Genomic DNA, 16900 nt, shown 5'->3' with positions numbered 1-16900 from the left:
AGGCTTACTTATGATTCACTTACTCTTATTTTCTCTCATTGCAGGCATCGTTGCGGCACTGCTGGCCGTGCCTTTGCATAGGCAAGTTCTCACGGAAGAAAAAGAAAACAGTTCCAGCTTTAGAGCGATCCTTCTGATCATTGCAACTGTGGTGATCGCGGTTGGTATTTCTATTTTTTATTACGCAACAAATTTAGACCAGCATTGGTCCTCACTATGGGTTCTGCTACTCGCTGCAGCGTTACTTGGAACTATATTAGATGGTGGAGTGTACCGGAAAGTAAAGATTGTTGTGGCAGGACTCTCGCTCATAGCAGGTATTTACATTTTATCCGCCCCATTATTAAATGCGAACACAAAATACAAAGCAGTTGAAATGGATCAACAAGTAGAAATCGAAGCATTTGACGAAACTCAGACACCGGCGAGCGTGCCACCTAAATTTGCACGCAACAAAATGAAAAAAGCATTCGGGCAAGTACCGAATACAAGTTATTACGACTTAGGTCATCTGCAAATCCAAAAGGTGAAAGATGAGTATGTATATATTGCGCCAGTCGAATTTTCAGGATTTTTTAAATGGTGGAATGGAAAAACGACACCAGGCTATTTCCGCATGAGTGCCACGGACTCTGCTGATAATCCGAAATTTGTATCGTCCGAAATGACGTATACAGAGACGTCTTACTTTAACAAACAAGTGGACCGTCATATGCGTTTACAATTTCCTGAACTGATTTTTTATGGAGATGTTCAATTGGAAATCGACGATGAAGGTAATCCCCATTACATCCGTTCTTACGGAGAATTTATCACTGCCCGCAATGGATTTGACGTAAAAGGAATTGTCATGACAGATCCAATGACCGGGGCAGTTGAGAAGTTTGCACTTGCGGATATCCCAGACTATATCGATGGTGCTGTCTCCCCGGAAGTCGTCAGTTTGCAAAATAGCTATTTCGGAAAGTATGTTCATGGTTTCTGGAACTCAATTGTCGGTAAAAAAGATGTCAAACTTCCTTCCGATGAAGGAACGGAGGCAAATGTCAGTCCGATTTTCGATGAAAATGGACATATGTATTACTTCACTGACTTTACAAGTCCGAAAGAAGGCGTCGATTCGATGCTAGGGTATGCATTGACAGACGGGCGTACAGGTATTGCAACGTACTACACCGGGGACCTTGAAGAGTCCTACATGGATTCGCAAGGAGCCTTGCAAATTATCGAAAAGAAATTCATCGAGAAAAAGTGGTCTGGCGAAATGCCTGTCCTTTATAACTTTTATGGTGAAGCGAGTTGGCTGACACCCGTGTTAGATTCGAATGGTTTCTTGCAAAACTACTTCATCGTGTCTGCTGCAAATCCGGAAATATCAGTATCTGGGAACTCCCCGAATGATGCATTGAAACTGTATAAAACCGCATTACAACGAGGGGGCAGTTCTGTGAATGGCAGCTCAGAAGCAGAAGAAGCGAAGGCCGCAATCACTGTAAAACGAGTCTACAAAGAACGAACTGGTGACTTTACCTTAGTTTCTGTAAAATCGGAAGACGGACGGAACTTCCTAGTGTCGTCTGAAACGATTCCTGAAGCGGTGTACATTCAAGAAGGTGACAAATTATCGATTACGTATGTAGAAACAGGGGAACTCTTTCTTCCTGTCAAGGAACTCACAAATGTCTCGTTAACGGAATAACGAAACGCATTTAAAATCCATAACAAAAGCGGAAGCCGTTTAGAGGGCTTCCGCTTTTTCGTTGTTTTACTGAAGGACGACTGTCAATTAAGCACTAACTGTAGCAAAAGGTTTTAAGATATTTGTTTTACCTTCTGTACGGAATGTCAATACTTTATCAATCGGGTCGTATGATTCACCGTAAAATTCATCATCCTTATACGTATGGATTTCTTCATACGTCATCTTCATGGCATCATATACCGTTTCTTCTTCCGCATCTTCAGGAGACCAGTAAAGGATTTCGAGGTCGGTTTGTTCTCCAGTTGCGAGTGAGCGGCGGCTATAACCGATGCGAGAAGCATGATGGAAATTCTCGCGTGCGTAAAATCGCAAGCGTTTTTCCGTATCTGTATCTTCATAATTGACCGGTTCAACTTCCAACAAAATTGGCTTACCTTTTTCCTTAAGTTGTGTCAGTAGCTTTTTGCCAAGGCCTTCACCGCGTGAAGCTGACGAAACAAACAAATAATCGACAAACACAAATGATTCTGTTTCAACATACATGAGCACGTGCTTCGAACCTTCGTCTTTACGATAAACATTGTGTTTATCCTTTAACAACGCGTCCATATGCTCTTTTGATTTCATTTCTTCGATTGGGAAATACTCACTTAATTTCTCGTACCAGTTCATTGATTCAATCTCCTCCGTCGGTATGGGTGTACCCGGAGCTTTTTGTTTGGGGGTCAAACGTAGAGAGGAAAAAAGAGGTCAGAAAAAAATCCTCGAATTAATTCTATACCTCCATTATAAACATACTAAACATAAAACGTTCAACTATTTTACTTTTTTCTCCCCTAATTCGAGGTTTTGCAAATTTCTTGCGTGCCTATTGATTAATACGGTACAATTAAGTCAAAGATAGTCAAAGTCAACATAAAGACTGTGCCAATTAAAAGAGGTGAGAGGATGCGTAATATTTCCGACATCATAGAAGGGTATTTAAAATCGATTATCGAACATGAAGATAATGGAATCGTGGAAATCAAGCGCAATGAAGTGGCGGAAAAGTTCCAATGTGTTCCTTCGCAGATTAATTACGTCATTAAAACACGATTTACATTGGAACGGGGTTACGCGGTCGAGTCTAAACGTGGTGGCGGTGGGTATATCCGTATTTATCGGGTTCAAACGAATTCACGCAAAGACCTATTGGATCACGTATTAGAAAGTGTGCAACAAGGCGCTTCGTACACAATGGCAGAAGACGTAGTCTATCGGTTAATAGCGGAACAAGTGGTTTCTAAAAAGGAAGCCCGTCTAATGCTTGCAGCTGTCGAGCCTGCTGTCCTAAACTATCCGTTACCTGAACGGGATATAATCCGTGCTCGGATTTTACAGGCCATGTTATTCTCGCTCCTATACGAACAATCGGAGTGACTAGTTATCTAAACGATGGGGTGGTAAAACATGCTTTGTGAAAACTGTAAAGAACGTCAAGCTACCGTTATCTTAATGCAAGATACGCCAAATGGATCGATTGAAAGGAATTTGTGTGAGAAGTGCGCATTTAACTTACAGACGTTTTCAATCAGCCCGAATCAGGAGCCGATGTCCATTCAACAATTTTTGTCACAGTGGTTGAGTGGAAGTGAAACGCTACAACAGCAAACACGAGAAGTTCAGACAATGCCGGAGTGTCCAGAGTGCGGACTAACCTTCCACCGTTTTCTAGAAATCGGGAAGTTCGGATGTCCGACATGTTATGAAACATTCCGTGAGCGTCTCCCGAAAGTCTTTGGCAAATTGCATAACGGAAATACAATCCATAAAGGTAAAATTCCTGCGTCTTTCAATGAAAAGATGACCATTAAAAAGAAAATCGAGGAACTTCGTTCGAGTATGCAAGAAGCGATACAAGAAGAACAGTTCGAACACGCTGCTGTGTTACGCGATGAAATAAAAGACTGGAAACAAAAACTCGCTGCAGAAACAGAAGAGGAAGGAGGGAGTGAGCATGGGGAATAATCGATTTATGCAAAACGCTGTCACAGGCTGGATGGTCCCTCATGGTGAGCATTCCGATATCGTGATGTCGACTCGAATTCGCCTTGCTCGAAACCTTCGTGAATTTCGTTTCCCAATCGCGTTCTCTGATGAGCAAGCAGAAGAGGTCGGTCGAATTGTTTCCGAAGCATTGCTTAGTACAGATGAAAAAGGGTATTCCTATACGAGGATGAACGAATTAGCCCCGCTCGACCGGCAAGCGCTAGTAGAAAAGCATTTAATCAGTCACCAACTTGCGGAAGCAGAGCAGTTCGGAGCGGTATTTCTGTCAGAAGATGAAACAATCAGCATTATGGTCAATGAAGAAGACCATTTGCGTATCCAGTGCATCTATCCGGGGTTGCAGCTCGAAAATGCCTATCAAAAGGCGGATGAAACTGATCGTACACTTGAAAAAAAATTACCTTATGCATTTGATGAAGAGTTTGGATATCTCACGAGTTGTCCGTCGAATACAGGAACCGGAATGCGTGCTTCTGTCATGTTACATTTACCGGCGCTCACGATGACCCGACAAATCAACCGCATTATACCTGCTGTTTCGAGATTAGGAATGGTTGTGAGAGGCAGCTACGGTGAAGGAAGCGAAGCACCGGGGAATGTTTATCAGGTTTCTAATCAGCTAACTCTTGGTAAATCAGAAAAGGAGATTCTTGCAGAACTTGCAAACATTGTTTCTCGACTGATTGCCCACGAGCGGAGATCTCGTGAATTACTCCTTGAAAAGTCCCGAATTGCTCTTGAAAATCGTGTGTTCCGTTCACTTGGTACAATTTCTTATGCACGACTACTTCCTGCAGCAGAAGCAGCGCGATGTCTTTCGGACGTTCGTCTAGGCATCGATCTCGAGTTAATTGAAGATGTGGATATGACCATATTGAACGAACTGATGATTTTCATGCAGTCAGGTTTTCTCCAACATTATGAAGGAGAAGCATTGACATCTGAAGAATTAGACATTAGTCGAGCTAAACTTTTCCGGGAGCGACTCCAAAAAAGTTAATCAGAAGATAATGAACAAAAATACTAGTTTTGAGCGTCTCTTTTGCGTCCTAGTAACTCATTCGATATAATGGTCAAATATGGTCAAAGTCAATTCACCCGGAAACCGATTGTTTAATGGTCCGGAAGAATATAGATAGAAGTAGTACGAAGAAAATTATTCTCTGCAGAAGGAGAGGAATGTTAATGATGTTTAATCGATTTACACAACGTGCACAAAAAGTCCTCCAACTCGCTCAAGAAGAAGCCATTCGCATGAAACATGAAGCAATTGGAACAGAACATATTCTACTTGGATTAATCCGTGAAGGTGGCGGCATTGCAGCAAAAGCATTGGAAGCAATTGGAGTCAGTTTCGAAACGATTGAAACAGGTGTGGAAACACTCGTTGGAACGGGAAGTAAAGACGTAGGACCAATCGTGCACTACACACCACGAGCGAAGAAAGTCATTGAGCTTTCTGTAGATGAATCCCGTAAACTGGGTCACTCGTATATTGGGACAGAACATATTCTTCTTGCATTGATTCGCGAAGGAGAAGGTGTGGCAGCGCGTGTTCTTAATAATGCAGGTGTTAGTTTGAACAAAGCCCGTCAGCAAGTATTGCAGCTTCTTGGTAGTAACGATACTGCGAATGCGAGTGGTCAAAATGCTTCAGCAACAGCGGCTACACCGACTTTGGATGGATTGGCACGTGACCTTACCGAGATTGCCCGAGAAGGGACGCTCGATCCGGTCATCGGCCGTGGTAAAGAGATTACACGCGTTATTGAAGTTTTAGCGCGTCGTACGAAGAATAATCCGGTTCTAATCGGTGAGCCAGGCGTTGGTAAAACGGCGATTGCTGAAGGGCTTGCACTTCAAGTCGTTAACAATGAAGTCCCTGAAATCCTGCGTGATAAGCGTGTCATGACGTTAGATATGGGGACTGTCGTTGCGGGTACTAAATACCGTGGCGAGTTTGAAGACCGTATGAAGAAAGTGATGGAAGAAATTCGCCAAGCAGGCAACATCATTTTATTCATCGATGAGTTGCACACGCTCATTGGTGCTGGTGGAGCAGAAGGCGCAATCGATGCATCGAACATTTTAAAACCGTCACTTGCTCGTGGTGAGTTGCAATGCATCGGCGCAACGACACTCGATGAGTACCGGAAGTACATTGAAAAAGATGCTGCACTTGAGCGTCGTTTCCAGCCAATTCAAGTGGATGAACCATCCGTTGAAGAGACGGTTCAAATTATTACGGGACTGCGTGATCGTTATGAAGCGCACCACCGGGTGAAAATTACGAATGAAGCAATTGAAGCGGCAGCAAAAATGTCGGATCGCTATATTTCAGACCGCTTCTTACCTGACAAAGCGATCGATTTAATCGACGAAGCAGGTTCGAAAGTTCGATTACGTTCTTATACAACGCCACCTAACTTAAGGGAGCTTGAAAATAAGCTCGAAGCAATCCGTTCTGAAAAGAATGCTGCAGTGCAAAGCCAGGAATTTGAAAAAGCAGCATCATATCGTGATAAAGAGCAGAAGATGAAAGAAGAGCTCGAGAAAACGAAAACGGAATGGAAAGAAAAACAAGGCAAAACAGAATCTGAAGTCACAGTTAATGACATAGCTGAAGTAGTGGCGATGTGGACAGGAATTCCAGTTGCACGTATTGCAGAAACGGAATCTTCGAAGCTGTTGAACATGGAGGAAGAGTTGCATAAGCGTGTGATTGGTCAAAAAGAAGCAGTCGCGGCTATTTCCCGGGCAATACGTCGTGCACGTGCAGGGTTGAAAGATCCGAAACGTCCGATTGGCTCGTTCATCTTCCTTGGACCTACTGGTGTCGGTAAAACAGAACTAGCGAGAGCACTCGCTGAAACAATGTTTGGCGATGAAGACTCGATGATTCGGATCGACATGTCCGAGTACATGGAAAAACATACAACATCACGTTTAGTCGGATCACCTCCAGGTTATGTTGGATACGAAGAAGGCGGACAGTTAACGGAAAAGGTACGCCGCAAACCATATTCCGTCATCTTGCTTGACGAAATTGAAAAAGCGCATCCAGATGTATTTAACATCCTTCTACAAGTGCTTGAAGATGGCCGATTAACCGATTCCAAAGGGCGTACAGTCGATTTCCGGAACACAGTGATCATCATGACGTCCAACGTCGGTGCACAGGAGTTAAGGAAGAACAAATATGTCGGATTTAATCTTCAAGATGGCGAGCAAGATTACGAAGACATGAAGAAAAAGATGTTGGAAGAGCTTAAAAAAGCATTCCGTCCCGAATTCCTTAACCGTGTAGATGAAATGATTGTCTTCCATTCACTTGAAAAAGAACAATTACAAGAGATTGTTTCATTGATGGTAGACGAATTGAGTAAACGTCTTGCTGAACAAGATATCGAACTTGTGTTAACTCACGAAGCGAAGTTGAAGATTGCGGATGAAGGATATGACCCTGAATACGGAGCACGTCCACTCCGACGTGCACTTCAAAAGCACGTGGAAGACCGCCTCTCAGAGGAGCTACTAAAAGGAACTGCACTCGCTGGAAGAAAAGTGAAGGTCGACTATGTAGACGGTGACTTTACTGTAGAAACGCAACAAGAAGAAATGGTGAAAAATTAATAAGAGGTAGAGGAATAGGATAGTTCATCCCTAGTATCAAAAAAAGGGAGGGGCTGTCCTCTTCGTCGTTTGGAGGATGTATATGGCGAAAAAGAAAACGAAATTTATTTGCAAATCATGCGGATATGAGTCGCCGAAGTGGATGGGAAGGTGTCCAGGGTGCGGTGAATGGAACACGATGGATGAAGAAACTGAGATTGTACAAAAAGGACCTCGAGGGGCATTTCAACATTCTGATGCTGTGAAGCAGAAAGCGATGCCTATTAATGCCGTCGCAATAGAGGATGAACCAAGAATCCGTACAGAAATGGAAGAACTGAATCGTGTGTTAGGTGGTGGAATTGTTCCGGGGTCGCTTGTCTTGATTGGTGGGGATCCGGGGATCGGGAAGTCCACATTGTTGCTTCAAGTGTCTGCACTATTAGCGAACCAACAGGAGCGCGTATTATACATTTCAGGGGAGGAGTCGATTCGTCAAACCAAGCTCCGTGCACAACGGCTAGGTGTGTTGTCTGATGAACTATATATTTACGCAGAAACGGATCTTGCGCTTATTCACGATACGATTGATAATGTTAAGCCGAAGTTTGTCATTGTGGATTCAATCCAAACCATTCATCACCCGGAAGTGGCTTCTGCTCCGGGAAGTGTTTCGCAAGTTAGAGAATGTACAGCAGAACTAATGAAAATAGCGAAAACACAAGGTATCGCAATCTTCCTAGTCGGTCATGTTACGAAAGATGGTCAAATTGCGGGTCCGCGTCTACTTGAGCACATGGTGGATACCGTCCTATATTTTGAAGGGGAGCGTCATCATACATACCGAATTTTGCGCAGTGTGAAAAATCGTTTCGGTTCTACAAATGAAATAGCGATTTTTGAAATGCTACAAGCCGGTTTGAAAGAAGTCTTGAACCCTTCGGAAATGTTCATACAGGAACGTTCTCAGAGCGGTGCAGGGTCAACCATTGTCGCTTCGATGGAAGGAACACGCCCTATTCTTGTGGAGATTCAGGCACTTGTCACGCCATCTAGTTTCAATTATCCAAAACGCATGGCGACGGGACTAGACCAAAATCGAGTATCACTTTTGATGGCGGTATTGGAAAAACGGATGGGAATGCTATTACAAGCACAAGATGCGTATATTAAGGTGGCGGGTGGCGTGAAACTCGACGAACCTGCCATTGACCTTGCTGTCCTTATGAGTATCGTTTCCAGCTATCGTGACGTCGCAGTACGTGCTTCTGACTGTTATATGGGAGAAGTAGGACTAACTGGCGAAGTTCGAAGGGTTTCCAGAATTGAACAACGGGTTGGGGAAGCGGCGAAGCTTGGATTTGAACGAGCGGTCATTCCGGCCTCTAACATCGGAGGATGGGACTATCCTGAAGGTATTCAAGTCGTTGGAGTTGAAACTGTACGGGATGCACTCGATCTCTGTTTGCCGCAGTGATAAAGAAGGATAGGAACTTTTGAGCGTTTTCAGGAGTCCTGTACTATAGGTTCAGGATTCCTTGCTTTTGAGGTTCAAAAAAGCAATCAATAGGGAATACATGTATAATAGGACTACTAAAAGGAGGTGGATTGAATGCTGAAAAGAGTTGTGCAAATTATGTTCTTATTGGTTGGTGGAACACTTGGTGTATTGTTTCTTCCGTACTTATTCCAATTATCTTCTTTCACAGCAACCCCGTTCATTAATAACCCATATGTCGCAGCCATTTTAGGAGCGCTATTCCTCTTTGTGTTCAGCACATTTTTGACGGATCCGATTGTCAATTTCATTAAATGGTTAGAAGATTTACTCATGAAAGCACCGATTTTAGATTTACTATTCGGCTCAATTGGTCTGATTATCGGTTTGTTCGTCGCATTTTTAGCTGGTTGGGGTCTGAGTAATATACAAATTCCAGTTGTGACATCTGTGCTTCCAATCCTATTATCAGCACTGTTTGGGTATTTAGGATTTCAAGTTGGGTTTAAAAAACGAGATGAGTTTTTAACTGCGATTTTCTCGATACGCAACGTTGGACGGAAAAAAGAGCCTGAAACCGAATCGGGTGTTTCTACAGATCCAGTATACAAGGTGCTTGATACAAGTGTCATCATCGATGGCCGTATTGCGGATATTGTTGACACAGGCTTCTTGGAGGGTGTATTGGTCGTGTCTCAGTTTGTTTTAACTGAGCTCCAGCACATTGCGGATTCTGCAGATACGTTGAAGCGGACAAAAGGAAGACGTGGATTGGATGTGCTTCGCCGTTTGCAAGAAGGTGATGGAAAGAAAATCCTAATTACGGATGAAGACTTTCCGAATGTAGCTGAAGTCGATTTGAAATTAGTAAAGCTTGCTAAAAAGATGAATGGACTCGTCGTGACAAACGATTTCAATTTGAACAAAGTTGCAGATTTACACGGAGTTTCTGTGTTGAATATTAATGACCTTGCGAATGCTGTCAAACCTGTTGTTATCCCTGGTGAAGAAATGCATGTCGTGGTCATTAAAGACGGAAAAGAACATAATCAAGGAGTTGCTTATCTAGATGATGGTACGATGATTGTCATTGAAGATGGGCGTAACTTTATCGGCACAGCTATTGAAGTCGTGGTTACAAGTGTGTTGCAAACTTCTGCAGGTCGCATGATCTTCGCGAAACCTAAAAATGGTAAACAAACCAAAGCCTACTGAACGACGACCAGTGGAAAGGAGTCAGGATGGACTATACAGTAATGATGCCTGCTGCCGGAAGTGGAACGCGGATGGGAGCGGGGCATAACAAACTTTTCCTTGAACTTGAAGGGAAATCGATTTTGGCCCACACGTTGGCGGTGTTTCAGCAGGATCCTTGGTGTACTGGAATCATTTTAGCGGTCAAAGAAACTGAACGCGCCACAATTGAAACGATTATCCAACAAGAGCAAATTACAAAAATAAGTGCGTTGCCTGAAGGTGGAACCGAACGCCAACATAGCGTAAAAGCATGTCTTAAATCCCATCAATCCGATGGGATTGTCCTCGTTCATGATGCAGCGCGTCCTTTCATCAAACAAGATGTCATCCATGAACTAGTGATTAGTGCATCACGGCATGGAGGCGCGGTAGCTGGTGTGAAGGCGAAAGATACGATGAAGTACGTAAATAATGGAATCATTGAAGAAACGGCAGATCGCGAACGCTTATGGGTCATTCAAACTCCACAAGCGTTTCGTTATGAAGTTTTGAAAGACGCTTCTCAAAAGGCCGAACAAGAAAGCTTTTTAGGGACAGACGAAGCGATGCTTGCAGAGCATGCAGGCTATGAAGTTCGAATCGTTGAAAGTACGTACGATAATATTAAAATGACTACACCAGAGGATCTTGCTTATGGTGGATACTTGTTGAAAAAAAGGCTTGAGGAGACGGTATGATGATAAGAATTGGACAAGGTTTTGATGTACATGAATTTGCAGAGGGACGCCCACTGATTATCGGAGGGGTTACGATTCCTCATACTAAAGGGTTAATCGGACACTCAGATGCAGATGTCCTATTGCACACCATTACAGATGCAGCGCTAGGAGCGATTGGTAAAGGGGATATCGGTCATCACTTTCCAGATACAGATGCCGCTTTTAAAGATGCTGATTCAGCAGTTCTACTTCAAGAAGTCTGGAAGTTGGTAGAAGAAGAAGGCTATACCCTCGGTAACGTGGATTGTACGATTATGGCGCAGCAACCTAAAATGGCTCCGCATATTGAAACCATCAAAAATCGCGTAGCCTCTTTGCTGAATGCAGATCCTAGTCAAGTGAACGTCAAAGCGACTACAACAGAAAAATTAGGGTTTGTCGGAAGAGAAGAAGGAATTGCATCTCTTGCGACGATTCTTTTGGTGAAAGCTTAAGTTTTTGGTAAACTAGTCTATACAAGTAATTATTATTTGAACTAACAGAACGGAGATGTCTAGTCATGACAGCAGAAGTACGTGTGCGCTATGCGCCGAGCCCAACAGGCCATTTACATATCGGAGGAGCTCGTACCGCATTATTCAACTACTTGTTCGCTCGCCATCACGGTGGGAAATTCATAGTACGGATTGAGGATACTGACACAGCTCGTAATATTGAAGCCGGAGAATTATCACAGCTTGATAATCTAAAGTGGCTTGGCATCGAGCATGATGAGTCGGTTGATATTGGAGGACCCTATAGCCCGTATCGTCAAATGGAGCGTCTGGATACGTACAAAAAGTATTCAGAAGAAATGCTTGAAAAAGGTGCAGCATATAAGTGTTTCTGTACAACTGAAGAACTCGAGGCGGAGCGTGAACAACAAAAAGCGGCAGGTATTGCAGCACCCATGTACAAAGGAACTTGTCGTCACTTGAGCGCAGATGAAGTTGCACAAAAAGAAGCGGCTGGTATGCCTTATACCATTCGTATGCGTGTTCCGGAAAACGTAACATATACAATAGACGACCTTGTTCGTGGTAGTGTCCAATTCGAATCCAAGGACATTGGTGACTGGGTGCTTGTAAAAGCAAACGGCATTCCAACGTATAACTTCGCAGTTGTCATTGACGACTATATGATGAAAATGTCTCACGTCTTCCGCGGAGAAGAGCATTTGACGAATACGCCAAAACAGCTCATGGTGTTTGAGACATTTGGATGGGAAGCACCACGATATGGTCATATGACGCTCATCGTCAATGAAGATCGTAAAAAGTTGTCCAAGCGTGATGAGTCCATCATTCAATTCATTTCACAATATAAAGATCTTGGATTCTTACCGGAAGCCATGTTCAATTTCTTTGCGCTACTTGGATGGTCTCCTGTTGGAGAAGAAGAGTTGTTCACGAAAGAGGAGCTCATCGAACAGTTTGATGAGAGTCGTCTATCGAAATCACCTTCTATGTTCGATAAGCAGAAATTGACGTGGATGAATAACCAATATATTAAAAAGCTAAGCCTTGACGAAGTTGTGGCATTGACTTTACCACACCTAGTGAAAGCGGGGCGTGTAAGTGAAGAAATGACAGCGGAAGAAAGTGCATGGATTCATGACTTAATCGCACTTTATCATAGCCAGTTAAGTTATGGTGCTGAAATTGTTGAGCTATCTGCCCAATTCTTTAGTGACACAGTTGAGTATGATGAACAATCAAAAGAAATCTTGGCTGGGGAACAAATTCCTGAAGTAATGGCCTCTTTCAAGCAACAGCTTGAGAACCTTGAGACATTCGATGCTCCGTCGATTAAGGGGGCGATTAAAGCGGTTCAAAAAGAAACAGGTCATAAAGGGAAAAACTTGTTCATGCCAATACGTGTGGTCGCAACTGGTCAAGCGCACGGTCCCGAATTACCGGAATCGATTGCATTGCTTGGTCGGGAAAAGACACTTGCACGTGTTGAGAAGTTTGTTCAGTAAGCCTTTGTTGACAAGCGGAAACTGCCGTGTACAATAAGAGTAATCTAAGAACGTATCGCTTATAAATTAAAGTGTTGAAGAGGAGAAGTATGTAAAACACACCCTTCAGAGAAGATCTCCAATGGCTGAAAGAGATCTGGGTCATCCGTTTTACAGAAATGCACCTTTGAGCGCCAGGCTGAAATTCAGTAAGCCGGACGTATCGTCTGCGTTACAGACGTCGAGTGAAAAGGAAGTTGCTTGTTCCTTTTCAAAAAAAGAGTGGAACCACGCAATATCGGCGTCTCTGTCATTAGACAGAGGCGTATTTTTTTTACAGAAAAGGGGGACCGACATGTTTTCCAGAATGAAAGAAGACATTCGTTGCATCTTTGACCAAGACCCCGCTGCTCGGAGTACGATCGAGGTCGTGCTGACCTACTCAGGATTACATGCCATATGGTCACATCGTATCGCACATGCTCTGTTTAAAAGGAATATGCACTTCGCAGCCAGGGTGCTTTCCCAAATGAGCCGCTTCTTTACGGGGATTGAAATCCATCCTGGGGCTAAGATTGGGAAACGACTATTCATCGACCATGGTATGGGCATTGTGATTGGTGAAACATGTGAAATAGGCGATGATGTCACTATCTATCAAGGTGTCACGTTAGGTGGAACGGGTAAGGAAAAAGGGAAAAGACACCCGACCCTCCATGACAAAGTCCTAGTCGCCACGGGCGCTAAAGTGCTTGGAAATATTATTATTGGTGAAAACAGTAAAGTTGGAGCCGGTTCTGTCGTGTTAAAAGATGTGCCGGCAGAATCGACAGTTGTTGGGATTCCAGGGAAAGTTGTAATTTCCAACGGCGTCCGCGTAAAAGATCGACTGAATCATACTTTGCCTGACCCTGTCTCTGAATTGTGTTCCTCCATGGAAGACAGGATTTCGCAATTAGAACAGCAACTAATTGAGTTGAAAATAGAAAAACAAATTCGTGATGAAAAGGATGAGGATCGATGACAATCCAACTATACAATACGTTGACACGTAAGAAAGAACCGTTTGTTCCAATCACTGAAGGAGAAGTGAAAATGTACGTGTGTGGTCCGACTGTCTACAACTACATTCATATCGGGAATGCCCGTCCGGTCATCGCCTTTGATACGGTCCGCAGGTATTTGGAATATCGTGGTTATAACGTGAAGTTCGTTTCTAATTTTACAGATGTGGACGACAAAATTATTAAAGCGGCAAATGAGCTTGGTGAAGAAGTACCGGAGTTAACTGAACGATTTATCCAAGCGTATTTTGAAGATGTGGGCGCACTGGGTTGTAAGAAAGCGGATATGCACCCCCGAGTAACCGATCACATCCAAGATGTAATTGACTTCGTTTCGCTATTAATCGAAAAAGAATATGCGTATGAGTCAGAAGGAGACGTCTATTTCCGTACTCGAAAGTTTGATGGATATGGAAAGTTATCGCATCAGTCGATTGACGAATTGAAAGTCGGTGCTCGTATTCAAGCGAGTGAACGCAAACATGATGCTCTTGACTTTGTCTTATGGAAATCCGCAAAACCTGGTGAGATCTCATGGAGCAGCCCTTGGGGAGAAGGTCGTCCAGGCTGGCATATCGAGTGTTCGGTAATGGCAAGACAGCTTCTCGGTGATACGATTGATATTCACGCTGGTGGGCAAGACTTGACGTTCCCTCATCACGAAAACGAAATTGCTCAGTCTGAAGCACTGACAGGCAAAACGTTTGCACGCTATTGGATGCACAACGGCTATATAAATATTGATAATGAAAAAATGTCTAAATCACTTGGGAATTTTGTAACAGTTCACGACATCATTCAACAGATTGACCCGCAAGTGCTGCGATTCTTTATGCTCTCTGTTCACTATCGTTCCCCAGTGAACTTCTCTCAAGATCTTGTGGAGAGTGCTGCGAATGGATTGGATCGCATACGAACTGCTTATCAAAACGTTGAACACCGTCTAGACGTATCTGCGGATAACGGGGACCAACAGGATATTTGGCTCCATAAAATCCAAGAACTGCAGAATGCTTTTGAAGAAGCGATGGATGATGACTTCAATACAGCTAATGGTGTTGCTGTAATTTTTGAATTAGCAAGCTTAGCGAACGTATATCTACTCGAAAAGAACACCGAAAAAGTAGTGCTGGAAGCATTTTTAAATACATTCAATCAGTTGATGGGCGTCCTTGGACTGCCTTTCAAGGAGAAGGATGAATTGCATGATGATGCAATCGATCAGTTGATTGAAGAACGTTTAGAAGCGCGCAAAAATCGTGACTTCGCTCGTGCAGATGCAATTCGCGATGAATTGAAAGAGCAGGGCATCCTGTTGGAAGATACTGCACAAGGTGTCCGGTGGAAACGATCATGAATGACTACAGTCTACGTCCAGCAGACGTTCGTCAGCTAAAAGCACTATCTCTTGCTTATATGGGAGATGCGGTCTATGAGCAGGCGGTGCGAGAGCACCTCCTGCGCTCAGGTCGTGTTAAACCAAATATCCTTCACAAGGAAGCAACTCAATTTGTTTCTGCGAAAGCACAGGCAGCTATCTTGCGAGCGATGATAGACGAAAACTTTTTGACTGAAGAAGAGATGGCAGTCATGAGACGAGGTAGAAACGCAAAATCCGGATCCGTGCCAAAAAATACAGATGTTCTTACGTACAATCACAGTTCTGCGTTTGAAGCTGTCGTCGGTTATTTATATTTGTTGGAAGAAAGAGAAAGAACGGCAGAATTCATTTGCAAGGCTATTGAATTTGTTGAAGGAGGAGAAGACCGTGTCAGAAACTGAAACAACTGAAATGATCGGAGGCAAAAATCCGGTTGTAGAAGCATTACGTTCAGGACGAGAGTTGAATAAGATCTGGATTGCTGAAGGTTTGAACAAACAAAGTATCGGAGAGATTACAACGCTTGCTAAAAAGGCGGGTGTAGTTGTACAAGCTGTCCCTAAAAAGAAACTTGACCAATTGTTAGATGTGAATCATCAAGGAATTGTCGCATCTGTAGCTGCGTATACGTATGCAGAGCTTGATGATATTTTTTCCATCGCAGAACAACGCGGAGAAGATCCATTCATTTTGTTGTTAGATGAACTAGAAGATCCCCATAATCTTGGTTCGATTCTACGTACCGCTGATGCTGTCGGTGCACACGGAATCATCATTCCGAAGAGGCGCTCAGTTGGTCTTACTGGTGTTGTTGCAAAAGCTTCGACAGGTGCGATTGAGCATGTTCCGGTCGTTCGTGTTGTGAATTTAGGGCAAACCGTGGATGAGTTGAAGAAGAAAGGCGTCTGGATTGCTGGAACAGATGCAAAAGGATCCGCGGATTATCGGACAATGGATGCGACTCTTCCACTTGCAGTCATTATTGGCAGCGAAGGAAAAGGGATGTCTCGTTTGCTGAAAGAAAAATGTGATTTTCTGTACCATTTGCCAATGCGTGGTCATGTCACATCACTTAACGCTTCTGTAGCGGCTTCGCTGCTTATGTACGAAGTGTTACGCAAGCGGTTACCGAGCTCGTCTACCCCATGAAAAAAGACATCCTGCTAGTCGATGGGTATAACATTATCGGTGCGTGGCCAGAATTGCGAGAGTTAAAAAGCCTTAAACTTGCAGAGGCGCGTGACCGTCTGATTGATCAACTAGCAGAATACCAAGCATTTAAAGGTTGGCGAGTGATTGTGGTGTTTGATGCATATCTTGTGCCGGGAATTGAAAACAAAGAGAAACGGTCCAGAGTCGAAGTTGTTTTTACAAGAGAAAATGAAACTGCTGACGAACGTATTGAAAAATTAGTTGCTGAACTATCAAAGCGGACCGTCCAACTTCATGTAGCAACTTCGGATCTTACCGAACAATGGATCATTTTTGGTCAAGGGGCACTAAGGATTTCTGCGCGGGAATTGGAGATTGAAATGCAGGAAATTGATAAAATTATTTCAGCAAAAGTACGTGAAATCCAAGAGGATCGTTCCTTTTCCAAGATACAATTATCACAGGAAGTGGCGGAAGTTTTCGAAAAATGGCGCAGGGGGAACAGGTGAGCGGTTGACGCAAAAAAA

16 protein-coding genes and 1 other annotated feature are annotated in these 16900 nt (G+C 43.5%); of the genes, 15 read left to right on the top strand and 1 reads right to left on the bottom strand.

All coding sequences use genetic code 11. From position 1 onward, the window contains the following. Positions 1-10 precede the first annotated feature (10 nt). A complete protein-coding gene (locus N693_RS0100530) occupies positions 11-1699 on the top strand; it encodes a hypothetical protein (RefSeq protein ID WP_025782847.1) in 1689 nt (562 codons plus the stop codon). 87 nt (positions 1700-1786) lie between these two features. Here N693_RS0100530 and N693_RS0100525 read toward each other — a convergent pair whose 3' ends face one another. Beyond that, a complete protein-coding gene (locus N693_RS0100525) occupies positions 1787-2374 on the bottom strand; it encodes a GNAT family N-acetyltransferase (protein WP_025782846.1) in 588 nt (195 codons plus the stop codon). 276 nt (positions 2375-2650) lie between these two features. Between N693_RS0100525 and N693_RS0100520 the strand changes: the two genes are divergently transcribed. From N693_RS0100520 to N693_RS0100455, 14 genes are all read left to right on the top strand, one after another. Continuing rightward, positions 2651-3121: a CtsR family transcriptional regulator gene (locus N693_RS0100520; protein WP_025782845.1), complete on the top strand. Its 471-nt coding sequence runs from the start codon at positions 2651-2653 to the stop codon at positions 3119-3121. 30 nt (positions 3122-3151) lie between these two features. Beyond that, positions 3152-3709 (top strand): UvrB/UvrC motif-containing protein, encoded by a 558-nt coding sequence (locus tag N693_RS0100515; protein WP_025782844.1) that lies wholly within the window; start codon positions 3152-3154, stop codon positions 3707-3709. Further along, positions 3699-4751: a protein arginine kinase gene (locus N693_RS18730; protein ID WP_037592456.1), complete on the top strand. Its 1053-nt coding sequence runs from the start codon at positions 3699-3701 to the stop codon at positions 4749-4751. The genes N693_RS0100515 and N693_RS18730 overlap by 11 nt, the downstream gene beginning before the upstream one ends. Positions 4752-4936: 185 nt before the next feature. Continuing rightward, positions 4937-7384, top strand: coding sequence for an ATP-dependent Clp protease ATP-binding subunit (locus N693_RS0100505; RefSeq protein ID WP_025782843.1), 2448 nt, complete (start codon positions 4937-4939; stop codon positions 7382-7384). A gap of 82 nt (positions 7385-7466) precedes the next feature. Further along, entirely contained in the window at positions 7467-8840 is a 1374-nt protein-coding gene (gene radA / locus N693_RS0100500; protein WP_025782842.1) for a DNA repair protein RadA, read from the top strand. Positions 8841-8975: 135 nt separating this feature from the next. Beyond that, entirely contained in the window at positions 8976-10076 is a 1101-nt protein-coding gene (locus N693_RS0100495) for a PIN/TRAM domain-containing protein (RefSeq protein WP_025782841.1), read from the top strand. Positions 10077-10102: 26 nt separating this feature from the next. Further along, complete coding sequence (gene ispD, locus N693_RS0100490; RefSeq protein ID WP_025782840.1) at positions 10103-10795, top strand: 2-C-methyl-D-erythritol 4-phosphate cytidylyltransferase; 693 nt, start codon at positions 10103-10105, stop codon at positions 10793-10795. Beyond that, entirely contained in the window at positions 10795-11271 is a 477-nt protein-coding gene (ispF, locus tag N693_RS0100485) for a 2-C-methyl-D-erythritol 2,4-cyclodiphosphate synthase (protein ID WP_025782839.1), read from the top strand. The genes ispD and ispF overlap by 1 nt, the downstream gene beginning before the upstream one ends. 65 nt (positions 11272-11336) lie before the next feature. Continuing rightward, positions 11337-12797, top strand: coding sequence for a glutamate--tRNA ligase (gene gltX, locus N693_RS0100480; protein ID WP_025782838.1), 1461 nt, complete (start codon positions 11337-11339; stop codon positions 12795-12797). A gap of 65 nt (positions 12798-12862) precedes the next feature. Next, positions 12863-13088 (top strand) — a binding site (T-box leader). After that, positions 13084-13800: a serine O-acetyltransferase gene (gene cysE, locus N693_RS0100475; RefSeq protein WP_253271137.1), complete on the top strand. Its 717-nt coding sequence runs from the start codon at positions 13084-13086 to the stop codon at positions 13798-13800. Its footprint overlaps the feature before it by 5 nt. Further along, the gene (gene cysS / locus N693_RS0100470; RefSeq protein WP_025782836.1) at positions 13797-15197 is read left to right on the top strand and encodes a cysteine--tRNA ligase; all 1401 of its coding nucleotides are present in this window, start codon (positions 13797-13799) and stop codon (positions 15195-15197) included. Before cysE ends, cysS begins: the two co-directional genes overlap by 4 nt. After that, positions 15194-15622, top strand: coding sequence for a Mini-ribonuclease 3 (locus N693_RS0100465; RefSeq protein WP_025782835.1), 429 nt, complete (start codon positions 15194-15196; stop codon positions 15620-15622). The genes cysS and N693_RS0100465 overlap by 4 nt, the downstream gene beginning before the upstream one ends. A gap of 10 nt (positions 15623-15632) precedes the next feature. Beyond that, positions 15633-16370: a 23S rRNA (guanosine(2251)-2'-O)-methyltransferase RlmB gene (gene rlmB / locus N693_RS0100460; protein WP_037592465.1), complete on the top strand. Its 738-nt coding sequence runs from the start codon at positions 15633-15635 to the stop codon at positions 16368-16370. Continuing rightward, on the top strand, positions 16367-16882 hold the full coding sequence (locus N693_RS0100455; RefSeq protein ID WP_025782833.1) for an NYN domain-containing protein: 516 nt from the start codon (positions 16367-16369) through the stop codon (positions 16880-16882). Before rlmB ends, N693_RS0100455 begins: the two co-directional genes overlap by 4 nt. The last annotated feature ends 18 nt before the right edge of the window (positions 16883-16900 follow it).

Source organism: Sporosarcina sp. D27 (assembly GCF_000586555.1).
Taxonomy (GTDB): domain Bacteria; phylum Bacillota; class Bacilli; order Bacillales_A; family Planococcaceae; genus Sporosarcina.
Note: the sequence above shows the minus strand (reverse complement) of the source record. Positions and strands in the feature narration are given on the sequence as shown.